Source organism: Acidovorax sp., assembly GCF_022763525.1.
In the GTDB taxonomy this organism is placed as follows: domain Bacteria; phylum Pseudomonadota; class Gammaproteobacteria; order Burkholderiales; family Burkholderiaceae_C; genus Acidovorax.
Genome location: NZ_JALEGG010000007.1, coordinates 97,070 through 114,905, shown reverse-complemented (window position 1 = coordinate 114,905; position 17,836 = coordinate 97,070). Strand labels below are relative to the sequence as shown.

Here is a 17,836-nt window from a genome sequence, read left to right as displayed (position 1 = left end):
TCGCCCGCCCGGCGCCGGGCACCGCCTGCACCCCGCCGCGCGGGCGAACGGCTGAACCAATTGCAAGACCTGGCCACGGTGGCGCGCCGCCTGCGCGAAGAGCAGGAGCGCCGCGAGGCCGAGGAAAAGGCCCGCCGCGAAGCCGCCGCACGGCACGAAGCCGAGCGGCAGCTGTTCTCGCGCAGCGTGGGCCGAGTGACCCCGCTGCGCAACACCAACCTGGCGCCGCTCGAAGGGCAACTGCCGCCCCCGCTGCCCGTACAGCACTGGCTGGACGAGGAACGCGTGCTGCGCGAATCCATCAGCGACGACTTCGACGTGAGCACGCTGCTGGACACGGACGACCAGTTGAGCTTTCGCCGCCCCGGCATCGGCGTGGAGGTGACGCGCCGCCTGCGCGCGGGCCACTGGAGCATCCAGCGCCAGCTGGACCTGCACGGCCTGCGCGTGGACGAAGCGCGCGAAGCACTGGGCGAGTTCATCCGCCAAGCCCACAAAGCAGGCCTGCGCTGCGTGCGCGTGGTGCACGGCAAGGGGCTGGGCTCGCCCGGCAAGAGCCCCGTGCTCAAAAGCCGCGTGCAGCGCTGGCTGGTGCAGAAAAACGAGGTGCTGGCCTTCGTGCAGGCCCGGCCCATGGATGGCGGGGCCGGCGCGCTGGTGGTGCTGCTGCAGCCGGTACTGCACAACAGGCTTCGATGAAAAGCGGCTGTAGCGCTTGAATGACAAGCGCAAGCAGCTATATTTTTAGTAGCAAATAAGCAAATCGGGTAAGGACGGCATGACAGCCGCCCTGCATCCAGGCCGTGAGGCTACTTGGACAGGTCGATCGCGTATTTGGACGTGCCTTTGCCCGAGCCATCGTCCTCCGCCACCAGACTCACGTTCGCGAGGCTCGCGGCCTGTGCCACGCTCAGGGCCTTGGCCCCCGAGCTGAACACCACGGGGCCCGCCACCGCGGCCTTGGCAAAGCGCCAGCTCTTGGCCGCACCATTGGCGGCGCGGGTCACCGCCGGGTTCTTGCGGATGTACTCGATCACCACGTCGCGGTTGGCGTCGGGCGAGGCCCAGATGGTGCCCGAGCCATCGAGCTTGTCGATGAAGCTCTTGCCGCTGGTGGCGCGGTAGTTGTTGGTGGCGATCACGAACTCCTGTGCCTCATCGATGGGCTTGCCGAGGTAGCTCAGCTTTTTGATGCGGCTGCCCACGGGCTGTGTCACGTCGATCTCGTACTGCACGTCGGCCGTGGTGAACATGTCGAAGTTGTAGCCGGGGAAGCTGCTGATGAGCTGCTGCTCAGTGGTCTTGGCGGGGTCGATCTGGTTGAAGCGCTTGGCGGCGGCTTCGAGCCAGTTCTTGATGTCGCCACCGTTGACCTTCACCGCATACACCGTGTTGGGGTAGAGGTACAGGTCGGCCGCATTGTTGATGGCCAGCGGGCCCACGGCCACGTCGGTGTAGTCGGCGCCGCCCTGAAAGCCGCTCTTGAACGGCGCACTCACCGACAGCACGGGCAGCTGCGCATACTGCGGCAGGTTGGCCTGGATGTACGCCGCCACATAGGCCTGCTGCGCCTGGTTCACGATCTGGATCGCACCCGGGTCGCCCACATCGGCAAACAGCGTGCTCATGCGGAAGTCGGTCTGGCCGATGGGCGTCTTCACATACTGGATGGCCGCCTGGTGCTGTGGCTCGATCAGCGGCGCCACGGCAGGGTCTGCATCCACATACACGTTCGCACCCGCAGCGTTCTTGCTCTGGATGTTGCGCAGCTCGCTCTTGCTGGCCGATTTGTTGACCGTCCACTTGGCGCCGTCCCACTGCAGCGCCAGCTGCACCACACCCAGCGCCTTGCCCCAGGAGCTGGCCATCACGGCTGGCACACCGTTCACCGTGCCTGCCTTGTGGTCCACACCGGGCAGGTTGAAGCCGGGCTTGGCGGCCGTATCGGGGAACACGCCATGCTGGTGGCCCATCACCATGGCGTCGATGCCCGCCACCTTCGAGAGGTGCAGGCCGGGGTTCTCCATGGTGGGCGAATACGCCGCGCCATCCAGCCCGCCGTGCAGCAGGGCCACCACGATGTCCGCGCCCTTGGCGCGCAGCTCGGGCACGTACTTGGTGGCAGCCTCCACCGCGCCTTCGGTGCTCACCTTGCCTTCCAGGTAGCGCTTGTCCCAGTTCATGATGCCCGGCGTGGTGAAGCCGATCACGCCGATCTTGATGGGCAGCTTCACCTCCTTGCCGTCGGTTGCCTTGGCCACCAGCGTGCGCTCCAGCAGCGTGTAGGGCTGCACCAGCGGCTTCTTGGTCTTGTTGCTGACCACATTGGCCAGCACCACCGGAAAACCCGCGCCAGCGCATTTCTTGGTGGCATCCACACCCTCCACGTCCAGGCCGCCACCCAGCACCTGATTGAGGAACGGCAGGCCGTAGTTGAACTCGTGGTTGCCCAGCGTGCCGGCGTCAAAGCCCAGCGCGCCCATGGCCTTGTACATGGACAGCTGCTGCGTGCAGGGGATAGGGCTGATGGTGGCCTCGTAGTCGGCCAGGGCCGTGCCCTGGATGGTGTCGCCGTTGTCCACCAGCAGCGTGTTGGCAAACTCCTTGCGCGCCGCGCGCACCAGCGTGGCGGTGCGCTCAAAGCCGTAGCTCTTGTCCTCGGCCAGCTTGAAATAGTCGTAGCTGCGCACGTTGAAGTGCAGGTCGGTGGTCTCCAGCACCGCGAGTGTGGCGGTGGCACCGGCATTGTTGTTGCTGCCGTCGCTGCCGCCACAGGCGGCCAGTGAAGCCGCCAGCCCCAGCATGCCGATGGCGGCGATGCGGCGCGAAACAGGCCGGGAAAGGAACGGGAAATTGGGGGTGCGCTCAGACATGGACAGTCCCTGGATGAACAAGGGACCGAGTGTCTGGCGGGGGTTTGACAGGGGTGTGACGCGGCAGCTCAGCCGATGCGGCGCACGTCGCCGTTATGCGGCGAGGCGCTTTCGTGGAACAAGTCTTCCAGGAATTGCGCGAGCTCATCCTCGGCGACAAAGTCCGGAATCACAAAGCCCGCAGGCGTGCGCTTGCCATCGCCGCCCACGCGGTAGGCTTGCCACAGCGCGCCTTCGCGCCGCACTTCGACGATGCGGCCAAACACGTTGAAGCGCGGATGGGAGGTGGAGGGGGTGCTGTCCATGGGGTAGCTCCGGCTATTCCCTGTCCATCTGGGGGTGGCCGTCGCAGATCTCGACCCACGGCGCCTTCGAGGCAACGTAGATGTGCTTTTGCGGCGGCGTGTGGAACGGTGTGTCGAGCGTGCCCAGCGGCACGGCCACAACGTCGGCATGCGCACCGTCGCTGTGCCACAGCAAGGGCGATCCGCACACCGAGCAGAACTGCCGCGTCACCTGGGGCGACGAGTGGTAAGTCCGCACCAGCGCCTCGCCCTGCACGAAGCGGTGGTGTTCGCGCCGCACGTTGCCATAGCTGGCGAACGCCGCGCCATGCGCCTTGCGGCACATCGAGCAGTGACAGTGCGACGAGGCCCGGACGGGCGCCGTGGTCTCATAGCGCACGCCGCCACACAAGCAGCTTCCCTGGTGCACGACGGTATCGGTCATGGCGGTTCTTCCTTGGATGATGAGCGCGATGCGATGCGATGTGATGCAGGGCAGCGGCTGGGCAGGCTCAGCGTGCAGCGGTCGCGGCGGTGGGCGCGGCCGCTGGGGACACTGAAGCGATCAAGTCCACCTCCACCGTCGCGTTCTTGGGCAGCTGCAGCACGCCCACCGACGTGCGGGTGTGCGCGCCCGCCTCACCCAGCACGGCAAACAGGATTTCCGACGCGCCGTCGGCCACCTCGCTTTGCTGCGTGAACGCGGGAGCCGACTGCACGTAGACCGTGATGCGCAGGATGGACTGCACCGCATCCAGCGAGCCCAGCGCGCGTTGCAGCAGCGCCAGTGCGCGCATCGCGCACACCTTGGCAGCCTTCTGCGCATCGGCCAGCGACGCCCCGGCACCCGCGGCCCCGGTGACCACCACCGTGTCGCCCACGCGCGGGATCTGGCCGCTCAGGTAGACGTGGTGCCCATCGCGGACCAGCGGCACGTAGTTGCCGCCAATCTTGATCTCGCCATCGAAGCTGTAGCCCAGGGCCTGGGCCTGATCCTGAAAACGTTGGTCGCGTGACATATGAAGACAAACAAGTGGAGTGCAGACAATGAAGAGGGGCGACGACGGCAACGGCACGTCACCCCGCGAAGGGCCTTATCAGCGAATGGTGCCGCTCGGCGTCCATGCCCTTGCGCTGCTCCCGCGCCAGCGCATGGCGCGATGTGGGCAGCAGATAGGCCAGCGGACGGCGGTCCGGGTCCATGTCCAGGCGCACGGACAGGCCCTGCGTGGCGCGGTAGCCCCTGAGCTGGTTGGCGACCGTGCCTTGAATGACCGGCGGCGTGCCGCCACTCTCCTCGAAGAAGACGAGGTATTGGTCATGCTGTTGCTGCGTCACCTCGACCCAGACGCCCCAGCCGAAATAGTCATCCCGATAGGTGAAGGGCACAGGCAGCACGCAGCGGATGAACCATCGCTTGCCGTCGAGCGTGCAGAAATCCTGGTTGTAGCGGGCGCGCCGGTAGCGGTCCAGGTAGCTGAGCTCGAACACGGCGTCAGGCAGGCCGCAGCCGATGTCCGTGGCCAGCTCTTCATGCCACTCGCCGCAACTGCCGCAGCGAAAACCGGAGCGCTCGCCGGACTTGCGCACTTTGGCGGGCGTTGCTGTCTTGCGTGCAGTGGTCTTGCGGGCGGAGGTCACAGGCATGGCGCAGCGGCGGCGAAACCGGCGGGGTAACTGGCGGAGCCCGAATTTAACAGGCGCGCCACATCAGGCGCGCCGTGCGAACGGGTCCACACGCGAAGCCAGCGACAGCGACCCCGCCAGTGTCCCCGCCCGAGGCCGCGCTATCACGGACCGCAGGGAGCGATGCAGGACATCCCTCAAGGGGCGCCCCGATTCCTCATCCAGTCCGCCGTACCCATGAAGCTCTCCTTGAGGCGCGCGCGCAGCTCGCCAGGCACGCCCGTCTCGCCCATGGCCTGGTCCATGCAGGCCACCCACTGGTCGCGCTCTTTGATGCCGATGGAGAATGGCATGTGCCGCATGCGCAGGCGCGGGTGGCCAAAGCGGCTTTGGTAATGGTCGGGGCCACCCAGCCAGCCGCACAGGAACCAGAAGAGCTTCTGCCGCGCGCTGGCCAGATCGCTGCCGTGGGCGGCCCGCAGCTCGGCGTACGCGGGCTCCAGGTCCATCAGGTCGTAAAAGCGCTCGACCAGCGCGTGCACGCGGTCTTCGCCGCCGATCCATTCGAAAGGCGTGATGGCCTGGGGCGCAGACGCTGCATCGCTGGATGTGGTGGAAGTCTCAGAATTCATATCAAAACGGGCTCCAGCGCTTATCCATCAAGCGCCACCAGCTATTATTTTCATAACACTAACGAGGCCCGCGCGGGGTCATTCGGCCGCACGGCGCAGTGTGTCCACCACGGGCCGCAGCAGCACCTCGCGCAGCCCCCACCAGCCGGCAGCCAGCGCCAGCACGGCCCCTCCCAAGGCCCCGGCGAGGGGAACCCAGGGCGCGGCCGTCCAGGTGAAGTCGAACACGAACCGCGCCAGCGCCCAGCCTACGCCCACCGCCACGCTGCTGGCCAGAAAGCCCGCCAGCAGCCCCACGCCCAGCAGCTCGGCGCGCTGCACCTGGCGCAGCAGGCTGGCGCGGGCCCCCACGGCGCGCATGATGGCGTACTCGCGGGCGCGCTCTTCGCGCGTGGCCGTCACGGCGGCAAACAGCACCACCAGCCCGGCCGCCAGCGTGAAGGCGAACAGGAACTCCACCGCGCGGATGACCTGGTCCAGCACGCGCTGCACCTGCGCGATGGTGGCGCCCATGTCCACGTTGGTGATGTTGGGGAATTGGCGCACCAGGCCGTTGTCAAAACCGTTGATCTCGGGCGCACGGTAGGCCGCCAGGTACGTCACGGGCACGTCCTTGAGGGCGGCCACGGGGTACATCACGAAGAAGTTCGCTCGCATGGAGCCCCAGTCCACCTTGCGCAGGCTGGTGATGCGCGATTCGTTCTGCACACCGCCCATGTCGAACAGGAGGCGGTCGCCCATCTTCAGGCCCAGGGTCTCGGCGATGCCCTCCTCCACGCTGATGGCGCCCTCCTCTCCCGGCGTCCACGCGCCTGCCACCACCTGGTTGTGGGCCGGTGCCTCCACTGCGTTCGAGAGATTGAACTCGCGGTCCACCAGCCGCTTGGCGCGGTCATCGGTGTAGTCGGCCGGGCCCACGGGCTTGCCGTTCACGGCCAGCAGGCGGCCGCGGATCATGGGGTACCAGTCGTACCTCGTCACGCCGTGGTCCTTGAGCACCTGCTGGAACGCGTCGGCCTGGTCGGGCATCACGTTGATCACGAAACGGTTGGGCGCGTCGGGCGGCGTGGCCTTGCGCCAGCTGTCCACCAGGTCGGTGCGCAACAGCACGAGCAGCACCAGCGCCAGCAGGCCCACGGCCAGGCTGCTGACCTGCACCACCGCATACGCGGGGCGGGCTGAGATCTGCCGCGTGGCCAGCACCAGCCAGCGCGGCGCGGTGGCCTCATTCACGCTCTTGCGCAGCACCTTCACCGCCACCCACGACAGCCCCGCAAACAGGGCCACGGCCCCGGCGAATCCACCCACCGCGATCAGGCCCAGCTGGATGTCGCTGCTCACGGCCAGCAGCAAGGCGGCAAAACCGGCCACGCCAATGCCCAGCACCGCGAGCGACGCGGGCTTGAGAGCGCCCACATCGCGGCGGATGACGCGCAGCGGCGGCACCTGTGCCAGCTGCAGCACGGGCGGCAGGCCAAAGGCGAACAGCAGGGTGAGCCCCATGCCCAGCCCGAACGCCACGGGCCACAGGCTGGGGGGCGGCAGGGCGGATTCGACCAGGCCCGCCAGCAGCAGCACGAAGGCGTAGTGCACCAGATAACCCAGCGCCACACCCAGCGCGCTGGCAAAGAGGCCCACCAGCGCGAACTCGGCCGTGTAGGCGCCCGCGATGGTGCGCTGGCTCTGGCCCAGCACGCGCAGCATGGCCGAGGCGTCCAGGTGCTCCGCCGCAAAGCCGCGCGCAGCCAGCGCCACGGCCACGGCCGACAGCAGCGCGGCCAGCAGCGCCACCAGGCTCAGGAATTTCTGCGCGCGGTCCAGCGTCTGGCGCATTTCGGGGCGGCCGCTTTCGAGCGACTCCACGCGCACGCCATGTACCTCCGGTTTTTTCGATTCGGCCACGGCCCATTCGCTGAACGCCTTGACGGCCGGAGCCGGCCCGATGACGGCAAAGCGGTAGGTCAGGCGGCTGGCGGGCTGCACCAGGCCCGTGGCGGGCAGGTCGGCCTCGTTCACCATCACCCGTGGAGCAAAGCTCATGAAGCCCGCGCCCCGGTCGGGCTCGATCACGATGATGCGCGCAATGCGCAGCTGCGAATCCCCCAGCAGCAGCACGTCGCCCATGGCGAGGTTCAGCGATTCGAGCAGGGGCGCATCCACCCACACCTCGCCGCGCGCGGGGATGTCGCGCGTAGGCTGGTCGATGGCGCCCGGCGCATCGGCCACGGTCAGGCTGCCGCGCAGGGGATATCCCGGCGGCACGCTCTTCAAGGCCACGAGTTTGCTTGCACCGCCCTGCGCATCGCTCGCACGGCCCATGGTGGGGAACCCCACCGTGGTGACGGTCTGCAGGCCCAGCGCCTTGGCACGCTCGACAAACGCGGCGGGCGTGGGGTTGTCGCTGGCCACCACGGCATCGCCGCCCAGCAGTTGCAACGCATCGCGCTGCAGCCCACCCTGCAGCCGGTCAGCAAAGAAACCCACCGAGGTGAGCGCCGCCACTGCGAGCGTGACGGCCACGATGAGCAGCCGCAACTCGCCCGCGCGCAGGTCACGCGCCAGGGTGCGCCAGCCAAGGCGAAGAAATGACAGGTTCATGGCGCGGACCTTAGCGCAAAGTCAACGGTCTGTGGGCTTGTGGGGTGTTGAGCGGAGGAGGCTCCTCACGGGGTCTGGCCGCGTTGGGCCAGCACGGACTCGTCACTGGGCGTGTGCGCCGCCATGGCCAGCCGGCGCTCCAGCATTCGCAGCACGGGCGCGATCTGCGGGCCCACGTGGATCTGCGGGTTGGAGAAACCGTCCTGCTTGCCGGCTTCGACCTCGCGCTGCGCGATCACCGGGACCGCTTTGGCGAATGCATCGGCAAACGAATGCGTCTGGCGCAGCTGCTCGTCGAACACGGCGCGGCCGAAGAAGGTCAGTTCGGATTTCGTGCCGCAGCCGTACGAGGTGTGCGTGGCATCCGCCGCCGTCATGATGAGGCTGCTGGGGGTTGCCAGTGGCTCGATCCAGCCGCCCGAGTAGCAGGCTGATACGGCAATCACCCGCTGGCGGATACCCGCCTCGTCCAGCATCGCGCGCAGCATCTCGGGCGTGACGGGCGGCACTTCCAGCGGCCAATGCGCGGCCGCCAGCGCGTGGTTGCGGGCACCGTGGGAGGTCATGTAGATCACCAGGATGTCGCTGTCACGGTCCATGCGCTGGGCCAGAGCGGCAATGGCGCGCTGCAGGTTCTGCGGCGTGGCCCAGGCGTGGGTGTCTGCGGTTTCCGCGTGGTTGAGCAGGTGGAGCACCCGCCCCTGGGCGTCAAAGCGCTCCTGCAGAAGCTTGCTGACCATGGTGCTTTCGCGCCGGAACACCTCTTCACCCGCGTAGGGCGCGAACACGAGACCATAGACATCCACCACCCCGGCACGCTGCGGGGCGAGCGCCTGCGCCTGCCGGGCCCACAGCGCCTGCTGCTCCTCGAACACCGATTGCGACAGCACCAGGGGCGCCGGTTCTTCTGGCACCTGCTCTGCACCCTGCTCCGTCCCCTGGGCGGCAGCCGCATCGGCGAGGCCCTGCGCATTGGCTTCGTCCCAGGGCTGATCCTGGAACTGCCACATGCCCACGCCCACCACCGCCGCCATGGCCACCGCAAACACCGCCGTGCGCGAGCGCGAGCGGATGAACCGCGCGGTCACCACCACCAGGGCCGCCAGCACCCACAGCGTGAGCACGCCATAGGCCACCAGAAAGACGATGCCCGCCACCGCCCCGCCTTCCAGCTCAGGCTTGCGCGCCGCAGCCGCCATCAAGGCATAGAGCAGCAACAGGGGTGCAAGCGGCGCCCACGCCGAAAGCACATACCAGGCCGCCAGCCCGCCCGACGGCGGCACCGGCGCGCCCGCGGGGGGAATCGAAGGGGCTCCCGCAGACGCCGCGCGCTGGGCGGGCGCCATGGCCCACCACGCGAGCCACATCAGCACCAGGCTGCTCCACATGGGCGCCAGCCATCCCCGCAAGTTGAACTGCGCCGGCCCCACCACCTGCCACCGCGCAGCGCCCACGATCAGCGCACCGCCGATCAGCGACAGCATAAGCACCTGCCAGGGCGACGGCGCCGCGGACCCCGTGCGCGGCGAAAGGAACAGTGCCGCCCGAAGGCCTTCGCGCATCCAGGCCCACAGAGAGAGTGCGGGGGGCGTCTGCGGCATGGCGGGGATCGCGGACGCAGCGGTGGCAGCGCCGCCGGAAGACGCAGACGGGCTTTCGCCCAGCGGAATTTCGATCTTGGCGGGCTCGGGCCCCCACTGGCTGGGCTGGGTGTCGGCCCAGGCGTTCTTGGCGTTCAGATCAGTCATGGCGGAATCATGCCACCGCCAACGGCCGTGTTGCCCCGCAAGCCCCTTGGCAGGCAGGTGTCAGGCGTGGCGCTTTTCCAGCGCATCCCACCACGGCTTGCCCACCAGCCGCTGCCGCTCGGCGAAGGAAGCCACGAGCCCGCTGGACTCCTGCACCTCCCGGGCGTCGCGCAGCGTGGTCAGCGCCTTCTGCATGCCCATCACCGCGCCTTGCAGGGCCGCGTTGGCGTACAGCACGAGGCCATAGCCCCACTCGCCCAGCTGATCGGCGTTGAAGAGGGGCGTCTTGCCGCCGATGACCATGTTCATGAGCTGGGGCTTGGCCAGACGCCGGGGCAGCGCGTGGACTTCTTCGGCCTGCGTCACCGCTTCGACAAACAGAATGTCTGCACCCGCCTCGGCAAAGCGCTGTGCGCGCTCCACCGCGGCCTCGAAGCCGTGGGTGGCGGCGGCGTCCGTGCGGGCCAGGATCAGCAGGTTGTCATCGCGGCGCGCGTCGACGGCGGCCTGGATCTTGCTCACCGCCTCTTCGGTGCTGATGACCTCCTTGCCCGAGAAATGCCCGCAGCGCTTGGGCGCCACCTGGTCTTCGAGCTGGATGCAGTCCGCGCCTGCCCGCTCCAGCGTGCGCACCGTGTGGTAGACGTTGAGCGCGTTGCCGAAACCCGTGTCGGCGTCCACGATCAGCGGCAGCTCCACCGCATCGCGGATGCGCGCCGTGTGGTCGGCAATCTCGGCCAGGCCCATGAAGCCCTGGTCCGGCAGGCCGAACCACATGTTGGTGACACCGGCGCCCGTGATGTAGATCGCTTCGAAGCCCAGGTCTTCGATGACCTTGGCGGACAGGGCGTTGAAGGCGCCAGGGACCAGCACGCCGCGGCGGGCTTCTGCGAGCGCTTTGAGGGTCTTGCGGGTGGACATTCGTTCGTTCCTTCATTCTTTCTTTTCAGTGCTCTCCAAAGCAGTCGCCAGGTACGCGGACCCAGCCTTCCATGAGCACCCGTGCACTGCGGCTCATCAAGGCCTTGGTGACTCGCCATTGGCCGTCCCGGCACTCGGCCTGCGCCCCCACGCGCAGCGTGCCGGAGGGGTGTCCGAACCGCACGGCGTCCCGGGCACCGCCCCCAGCAGCCAGATTGACCAGCGTGCCCGGGATGGCGGCAGCGGTGCCGATGGCAACCGCCGCCGTGCCCATCATGGCGTGGTGCAACTTGCCCATCGAGAGGGCGCGCACCAGCAGGTCCACGTCGTGCGCCTGCACGGCCTTGCCGCTCGATGCCCTGTAGCTCTGGGGCGGCGCCACAAAAGTTACCTTGGGGGTGTGCTGGCGCCGGCACGCTTCGGAAACATGCTGGATGAGGCCCATCCGCACGGCGCCGTGGGCGCGGATGGCTTCGAAGCGCACCAGGGCCTCCGGGTCGCCGTTGACGGCGTCTTGCAGCTCGGTGCCGGTGTAGCCGAGGTCAGCCGCGTTGACGAAGATGGTGGGGATGCCCGCGTTGATGAGCGTGGCGCGCAGCCTGCCCACGCCGGGCACCACCAGCTCGTCCACCAGCTGGCCGGTGGGGAACATGGCGCCGCCCCCCTCGCCATCGCCGGAGTCATCGGCCGGGTCCAGAAACTCCAGGGCCACCTCCGCCGCGGGAAAGGTCACGCCATCGAGCTCGAACGCCCCTGTCTCCTGCACCCGCCCGCCGGTGATGGGCACATGGGCGACGATGGTCTTGCCAATGTTGGCCTGCCAGATGCGCACCGTGCAGACGCCGTGGTCGGGAATGCGGTCCGCCGGCAGCAGGCCGCCCGCGATGGCGAACGGGCCCACTGCGGCCGAGAGGTTGCCGCAGTTGCCCGACCAGTCCACGAAGGCGCTGTCGATGGCCACCTGGCCGAAGAGGTAGTCCACATCGTGCCCCGGCCGCTGCGAGCGCGAGACGATGACAGCCTTGGAGGTGGACGAGGTGGCGCCGCCCATGCCGTCGATCTGCTTGCCGTACGGGTCTGGGCTGCCAATGACCCGCAACAGCAGCGCGTCGCGCGCGGCGCCGGGCTGCTGGGCGGCAAGCGGCAGGTCGTGCAGCCGGAAGAACACGCCCTTGCTGGTGCCGCCACGCAGGTAGGTGGCAGGAATGCGGATCTGCGGGGCTGGGGGGTGGGCTTTGTCCACGGTGGGGTGATTGCTCATGTTTTGATAGCTTATCGCGCTTGCTAGACAAGCGCGGGGGCTTGTTTTGGCTGCATATTCTTCGCCAGGAAGTCCTGCGCAAAACGCTGCAGCACGCCGCCGGCTTCGTACACCGACACTTCCTCGGCCGTGTCCAGGCGGCAGGTCATGGGCACCCGGGTGAGCTGGCCGTCCGTGCGGCGGACGACCAGCGTGAGCGTAGCGCGCGGCGTGAGGCGGCCCTCCACATCGTAGGTTTCCGTGCCGTCCAGGCCCAGCGTGAGGCGATTGGTGCCCGGCAGGAACTGCAGCGGCAGCACGCCCATGCCGATCAGGTTGGTGCGGTGGATGCGCTCGAAGCCCTCGGCCACCACGGCCTCCACCCCGGCCAGGCGCACGCCCTTGGCGGCCCAGTCGCGGCTGGAGCCCTGGCCGTAGTCGGCGCCCGCGACGATGATGAGCGGCTGGCGGCGGGCCAGGTAGGTCTCGATGGCCTCCCACATGCGCACCACCCGGCCTTCGGGCTCGATGCGGGCCAGCGATCCCTGCCGCACCACACCATCCACCACGGCCATCTCGTTGACGAGCTGCGGGTTGGCCAGGGTGGCGCGCATGGCCGTGAGGTGGTCGCCGCGGTGCGTGGCGTAGGAGTTGAAGTCCTCCTCGGGCAGGCCCATCCTGTGCAGGTACTCTCCGGCCGCGCTGTCCATCAGGATGGCGTTGGACGGCGAGAGGTGGTCGGTGGTGATGTTGTCCGGCAGGAGGGCCAAGGGGCGCATGCCCCGCAGGGTGCGCGGATGGGCGGCGAGCGCTCCCACGCCTTCCGTGTCCCAGTACGGCGGGCGGCGGATGTAGGTGGACTGCGGGCGCCAGTCGTATTGCGGGGCCACGGCCGCGCCGTGGTCCGCCCGGATGGCGAACATCGGGTCGTACACGGCGCGGAACTGCGCCGGCTTGACGGCCCGGGCCACGACAGCGTCGATTTCCTCGTCGCTGGGCCACAGGTCCTTGAGGCGAATCTCGCGGCCGCCCACCACGGCCAGCACGTCGTTCTCGATGTCGAAGCGCACGGTGCCCGCCAGTGCGTAGGCCACCACCAGCGGGGGCGATGCCAGGAACGCCTGCTTGGCATACGGGTGGATGCGGCCGTCGAAGTTGCGGTTGCCCGACAGCACGGCGGTGGCGTACAGGTCGCGGCGGACGATCTCCTGCTGGACCTCCGCATCCAGCGCCCCGCTCATGCCGTTGCAGGTGGTGCACGCAAACGCGACGATACCAAAGCCCAGGGCCTGCAGGTCCGCCAGCAGCCCGGCCTCCCGCAGGTACAGCTCCACGGCCCTGGAGCCGGGCGCCAGCGAGGTCTTGACCCAGGGCTTGCGCACCAGGCCCAGGCGGCGGGCATTGCGCGCCAGCAACGCGGCAGCCATCACATTGCGCGGGTTGCTGGTGTTGGTGCAGCTCGTGATGGCCGCGATGATTACTGCGCCATCGGGCAGCAGGCCTTGTTCTTCTTGCGCGCGGGCCTCGGCCAGGCCCACCGCGATGCCGCGCTCGGCCAGCGCGGATGTGGGCAGGCGGCGGTGCGGGTTCGATGGCCCGGCCATGTTGCGCACCACGGAGGACAGGTCGAACGTGAGCGTGCGTTCATACGCTGCGGCCCGCAGCGTGCCGGCCCAGAAACCAGCGGTCCGGGCGTAGGTTTCGACGAGCTGGACTTGCGCTTCGTCGCGGCCGGTGAGGCGCAGGTAGTCCAGCGTCTGGTCGTCGATGTAGAACAGCGCGGCGGTGGCGCCGTACTCGGGGCACATGTTGGAGATGGTGGCGCGGTCGCCAATGCTCAGGCTGCTGGCGCCTTCGCCATGGAATTCCAGGTAGGCGCCCACCACTTTCTGTTGGCGCAGGAACTCGGTGAGCGCCAGCACGATGTCGGTGGCGGTGATGCCGCTGGGGCGGCGGCCCGTGAGCTCCACGCCCACGATGTCGGGCAGGCGCATCCACGAGGCGCGGCCCAGCATCACGCTCTCGGCCTCCAGGCCACCCACGCCAATCGCGACCACGCCCAGCGCATCGACATGGGGGGTGTGGCTGTCGGTGCCCACGCAGGTGTCGGGGAACGCCACACCGCCCTGCACAGCGATCACCGGCGACATCTTCTCCAGGTTGATCTGGTGCATGATCCCGTTCCCCGCCGGGATCACGTCCACGTTGGCGAAGGCCTTTTTTGTCCATTCGATGAAGTGGAAGCGGTCTTCGTTGCGGCGGTCCTCCAGGGCGCGGTTCCTGGCGAAAGCGTCCGGGTCGGTCCCCCCGCATTCCACGGCCAGCGAATGGTCCACCACCAGCTGCACCGGCACCACGGGGTTCACTGCGGCGGGATCACCGCCTTCTTTCGCAATCGCATCGCGCAAACCCGCCAGATCCACCAACGCGGTCTGGCCCAGGATGTCGTGGCACACCACGCGCGCGGGAAACCACGGAAAGTCGATCTCGCGCCGGCGTTCGATGATTTGGCGCAGAAAGCCATGGAGCTGCGCGGGGTCGGCGCGGCGCACCAGGTTCTCGGCGTGCACGCGGGCGGTGTAGGGAAGCCGGACCCAGGCGCCGGACTCGATGGCATCGACGGCGGCCTGCGCGTCGAAGTAGTGAAGGGCCGTGCCGGGCAGGGGTTTTCGGTGGTCAGAGTTCATCATGTCGTGGGGCGGTTCACTCTTTTTTCGATAGCTTCTCGCGCTTGTTTCATAAGGCTTTCGAGGCAAAAAGGCCTGAAATCGTGAATTCGCAAGCGCGGGCCGCTAGGGATGCCCTGCATAACTCCCTGCGGTCGGTGATAGCGCGGCCTCGGGCGGTCTACTGCGTTGCTTTTCTTGCCAATAGCCGGGCTATTGGCTGCAAAAAGACGCCTTCTAGCCCATCCCGATCCGCACTACCACCGACTCGCGAGGGTTATGCAGGGCATCCCCGGTTTTTTTCAGCCGCGCGCCTCGATGGGCACGAACTTCTGGTCTTCCGGCCCCGTGTAGTGGGCGCTCGGGCGGATGATCTTGTTGTCCACGCGCTGCTCGATCACGTGCGCGGCCCAGCCGCTGGTGCGGGCAATGACGAACAGCGGCGTGAACATGGCCGTGGGCACACCCATCATGTGGTAGCTGACGGCGCTGAACCAGTCGAGGTTGGGGAACATCTTCTTGGCGTCCCACATCACCGCTTCAAGCCGCTCTGCAATGTCGTACATCTTGGTCGAGCCCGCAGCATCGGACAGCCGCCTGGCCACGCCCTTGATGACCACGTTGCGCGGGTCGCTCACGGTGTACACCGGGTGGCCGAAGCCGATCACGACTTCCTTGGCCTCCACGCGGCGGCGGATGTCGGCCTCGGCCTCGTCGGGGTTGTCGTAGCGCTTCTGGATCTCAAAAGCCACCTCGTTGGCGCCGCCATGCTTGGGGCCGCGCAGCGCGCCAATGGCGCCCGCGATGCTCGAGTACATGTCGCTGCCCGTGCCGGCAATCACCCGTGCGGTGAAGGTGCTGGCGTTGAACTCGTGCTCTGCGTAGAGGTTGAGCGAGGTGTGCATGGCGCGCACCCAGGCTTCACTGGGCTTCTCGCCGTGCAGCAGGTGCAGGAAGTGGCCGCCGATGGAGTCGTCGTCGGTCTCCAGCTCGATGCGCTTGCCTTGCGTGCTCCAGTGGTACCAGTACAGCAGCATGGACCCGAGCGAGGCCATCAGCCGGTCGGCGATGTCGCGCGCACCCGGGAGGTTGTGGTCGTCTTTCTCGGGCAGGATGCAGCCCAGTGCCGAGACGCCCGTGCGCATCACGTCCATGGGGTGGGATCCGGCGGGCAGCCGCTCCAGCGCTTCTTTCACGCTGGCGGGCAGGCTGCGAAGGGCGCGCAGCTTGGCCTTGTAGGCCTTGAGTTCAGCCCGGGTGGGCAGCTTGCCATGCACCAGCAGATGCGCGATCTCTTCGAATTCGCACACCTCGGCCATGTCCAGGATGTCATAGCCGCGGTAGTGCAGGTCGTTGCCGGTGCGACCCACGGTACACAGCGCCGTGTTGCCCGCGGTCACGCCCGACAGGGCCACGGATTTCTTGGGCTTGAATGCGGGCGCGGACATTGCAGTGATGGTGGCGATGCTCATGGGGCGGTCTCCTGGTTCAGATCGGTGCGGTTCATGGCGATGGGCGGCCTGCGGCATTCCGTGCGGCCATTTCCAACGCCCCTTGGAGGACGGCCTCTGCCGGAATGCCCCCGGACGAGGCCATGGTTCCGGCAGGGCTTGTCATGCTTCGCAATTTACGCAAAATGCGCCGCTGGCAACAGCACTGAAAAGGCGAATTCCTGCGAATGACTTCGGAGGAATTTGCAAATTTTGCGAATTTCTAGAAACGAAGAGGCATCGATGGCCAAAACCTACATGGGCGTCAAGCTGCGTCGGCTGCGCGCCGAGCGCGGCATGTCACAGATCGCGCTGGCCCAGGCGCTGGGGATTTCGCCGAGCTACCTGAACCAGGTGGAGCAGAACCAGCGCCCCCTCACGGTGAGCGTGCTGCTCAAGCTCAACCGCGCATTGGGCGTGGACATCCAGCAGTTCTCGGAGGACGAGGAAGGCCGCCTGATCGCCGGCATGCGCGAGGCCCTGGCCGACGCCGCCGAGCCCGTGAGCCTTCCCGAGCTGCAGGAGGTGGCCGCACAGATGCCGGCGCTGGGACGCGCCATCGTGGCCATGTACCGGCGCACGCTGGACGCCACAGCCCAGATGGAGGCCATGGCGCTGCGCCTGGGCGACGACCGCATGGAAGCAGCGCCCGCGGCCCGCGCCATGCCGTTCGAAGCGGTGCGGGATTTCTTCTTTGCCCACCAGAACCACTTCGATGCACTCGACCGCGCCGCGGAGGCGCTGGCGGCCAAGGCGGCGCTGGAGGGTGCGGCACTGGCGCCATGGCTGGCGCAGCGTCTGCTGGAGCAGCACCGCGTGCGCGTGGTTCACGATGACGGCACGGGCGATGGCAAGCGCCGGTACGACCCGCACAGCCGGACCCTGTCCTTGTCGCGCGCGCTCGACGCCGGGCAGCAAGCATTTCAGCTGGCCACGCAACTCGCGTTTTTGGAGGCCGGCGAGCTCATCGAAGGGCTCACCCGGGCAGCGCCTTTTGCTGGCGATGTGCCCACCGTGCAACTGGCCCGCATCGGCTTGGCCAACTACTTTGCGGGCGCACTGCTGCTGCCGTATGCGCCCTTCCTGCGGGCGGCCGAAGCGCTGCGCTACGACATCGACCTGCTCGGTCAGCGCTTCGGTGTGGGCTTCGAGACCGTGTGCCACCGGCTGAGCACACTGCAACGCCCCACGGCGCCGGGGATACCGTTCTTCTTTGTTCGGGTGGACCGGGCGGGCAACATCTCCAAGCGGCAATCGGCCACGCACTTCCACTTCAGCCGCACCGGTGGCACCTGCCCGCTGTGGAATGTGTACGAAGCGTTTGCCCAGCCGGGGCGCGTGCTGTCGCAACTGGCGCGCATGCCCGACGGCCGCGCCTACCTGTGGATCGCGCGAACCGTGGTCAGCGGTCCGTCGCGCGGTTACGGCTCACCCCGCAAGATGTTTGCGATCGGCCTTGGCTGCGACGTGCGCCATGCGCCTCGGCTCGTCTATGCCAAGGGGCTGGACTTTGCGGACCCCGACGCTGCCACGCCCATCGGCATGGGCTGCAAGGTGTGTGAGCGGGTGGACTGCCCCCAGCGCGCCTTTCCGTACGTGGGCAGGCCGCTGGACGCAGATGAGAACGTCAGTGGCTTTGCGCCCTACGGCGCTGGCGGAAAGAGGTAGCGCAACACCCGGGGTGCCAAGCGGCAAGCAAAGCTCAGTCAAGCGGCCTTGGCTGGAGCAGTACAGGCAGTAGTACGACAAGGCAACACA

At 67.8% G+C, this 17,836-nt stretch carries 14 protein-coding genes; 2 read left to right on the top strand and 12 right to left on the bottom strand.

Features of this window, described 5'->3' with window-relative positions; translation table 11 throughout:
* Positions 1–51 precede the first annotated feature (51 nt).
* A complete protein-coding gene (locus tag MRY84_RS00765) occupies positions 52–699 on the top strand; it encodes a Smr/MutS family protein (RefSeq protein ID WP_291503870.1) in 648 nt (215 codons plus the stop codon).
* 110 nt (positions 700–809) lie between these two features.
* Here the strand turns inward: MRY84_RS00765 and MRY84_RS00760 are convergent, their stop codons facing one another.
* The 12 genes from MRY84_RS00760 to prpC form a co-directional block, all read right to left on the bottom strand.
* Positions 810–2,804 carry a bifunctional 2',3'-cyclic-nucleotide 2'-phosphodiesterase/3'-nucleotidase gene (locus MRY84_RS00760; RefSeq protein WP_291503869.1) on the bottom strand — a complete coding sequence of 665 codons (1,995 nt, stop codon included), beginning with the start codon at positions 2,802–2,804 and terminating at the stop codon, positions 810–812.
* 137 nt (positions 2,805–2,941) lie between these two features.
* Positions 2,942–3,178: a hypothetical protein gene (locus MRY84_RS00755; protein WP_291503867.1), complete on the bottom strand. Its 237-nt coding sequence runs from the start codon at positions 3,176–3,178 to the stop codon at positions 2,942–2,944.
* A gap of 13 nt (positions 3,179–3,191) precedes the next feature.
* The gene (locus MRY84_RS00750) at positions 3,192–3,602 is read right to left on the bottom strand and encodes a GFA family protein (protein ID WP_291503866.1); all 411 of its coding nucleotides are present in this window, start codon (positions 3,600–3,602) and stop codon (positions 3,192–3,194) included.
* 67 nt (positions 3,603–3,669) lie between these two features.
* Positions 3,670–4,176 (bottom strand): RidA family protein, encoded by a 507-nt coding sequence (locus MRY84_RS00745; protein WP_291503865.1) that lies wholly within the window; start codon positions 4,174–4,176, stop codon positions 3,670–3,672.
* 58 nt (positions 4,177–4,234) lie between these two features.
* Positions 4,235–4,804, bottom strand: coding sequence for a DUF2199 domain-containing protein (locus MRY84_RS00740; RefSeq protein WP_291503864.1), 570 nt, complete (start codon positions 4,802–4,804; stop codon positions 4,235–4,237).
* A gap of 176 nt (positions 4,805–4,980) precedes the next feature.
* Positions 4,981–5,415 (bottom strand): group II truncated hemoglobin, encoded by a 435-nt coding sequence (locus MRY84_RS00735; RefSeq protein WP_291503863.1) that lies wholly within the window; start codon positions 5,413–5,415, stop codon positions 4,981–4,983.
* Between the two features lie 78 nt (positions 5,416–5,493).
* Positions 5,494–8,013, bottom strand: a complete 2,520-nt coding sequence (locus MRY84_RS00730; RefSeq protein ID WP_291503862.1) for an FtsX-like permease family protein — start codon at positions 8,011–8,013, stop codon at positions 5,494–5,496.
* 65 nt (positions 8,014–8,078) lie between these two features.
* The gene (locus tag MRY84_RS00725; protein ID WP_291503861.1) at positions 8,079–9,761 is read right to left on the bottom strand and encodes a C13 family peptidase; all 1,683 of its coding nucleotides are present in this window, start codon (positions 9,759–9,761) and stop codon (positions 8,079–8,081) included.
* Between the two features lie 60 nt (positions 9,762–9,821).
* Complete coding sequence (locus tag MRY84_RS00720; protein ID WP_291503860.1) at positions 9,822–10,682, bottom strand: isocitrate lyase/PEP mutase family protein; 861 nt, start codon at positions 10,680–10,682, stop codon at positions 9,822–9,824.
* Positions 10,683–10,707: 25 nt separating this feature from the next.
* The gene (gene prpF, locus MRY84_RS00715; RefSeq protein WP_291503859.1) at positions 10,708–11,943 is read right to left on the bottom strand and encodes a 2-methylaconitate cis-trans isomerase PrpF; all 1,236 of its coding nucleotides are present in this window, start codon (positions 11,941–11,943) and stop codon (positions 10,708–10,710) included.
* Between the two features lie 23 nt (positions 11,944–11,966).
* The gene (acnD, locus tag MRY84_RS00710; protein WP_291503858.1) at positions 11,967–14,609 is read right to left on the bottom strand and encodes a Fe/S-dependent 2-methylisocitrate dehydratase AcnD; all 2,643 of its coding nucleotides are present in this window, start codon (positions 14,607–14,609) and stop codon (positions 11,967–11,969) included.
* 281 nt (positions 14,610–14,890) lie between these two features.
* Entirely contained in the window at positions 14,891–16,060 is a 1,170-nt protein-coding gene (gene prpC, locus MRY84_RS00705) for a 2-methylcitrate synthase (RefSeq protein WP_291503857.1), read from the bottom strand.
* A 261-nt stretch (positions 16,061–16,321) separates the two neighbouring features.
* Here prpC and MRY84_RS00700 point away from each other — a divergent pair, with 261 nt between their 5' ends.
* Positions 16,322–17,746, top strand: coding sequence for a short-chain fatty acyl-CoA regulator family protein (locus tag MRY84_RS00700; protein WP_291503856.1), 1,425 nt, complete (start codon positions 16,322–16,324; stop codon positions 17,744–17,746).
* Positions 17,747–17,836 lie beyond the last annotated feature (90 nt).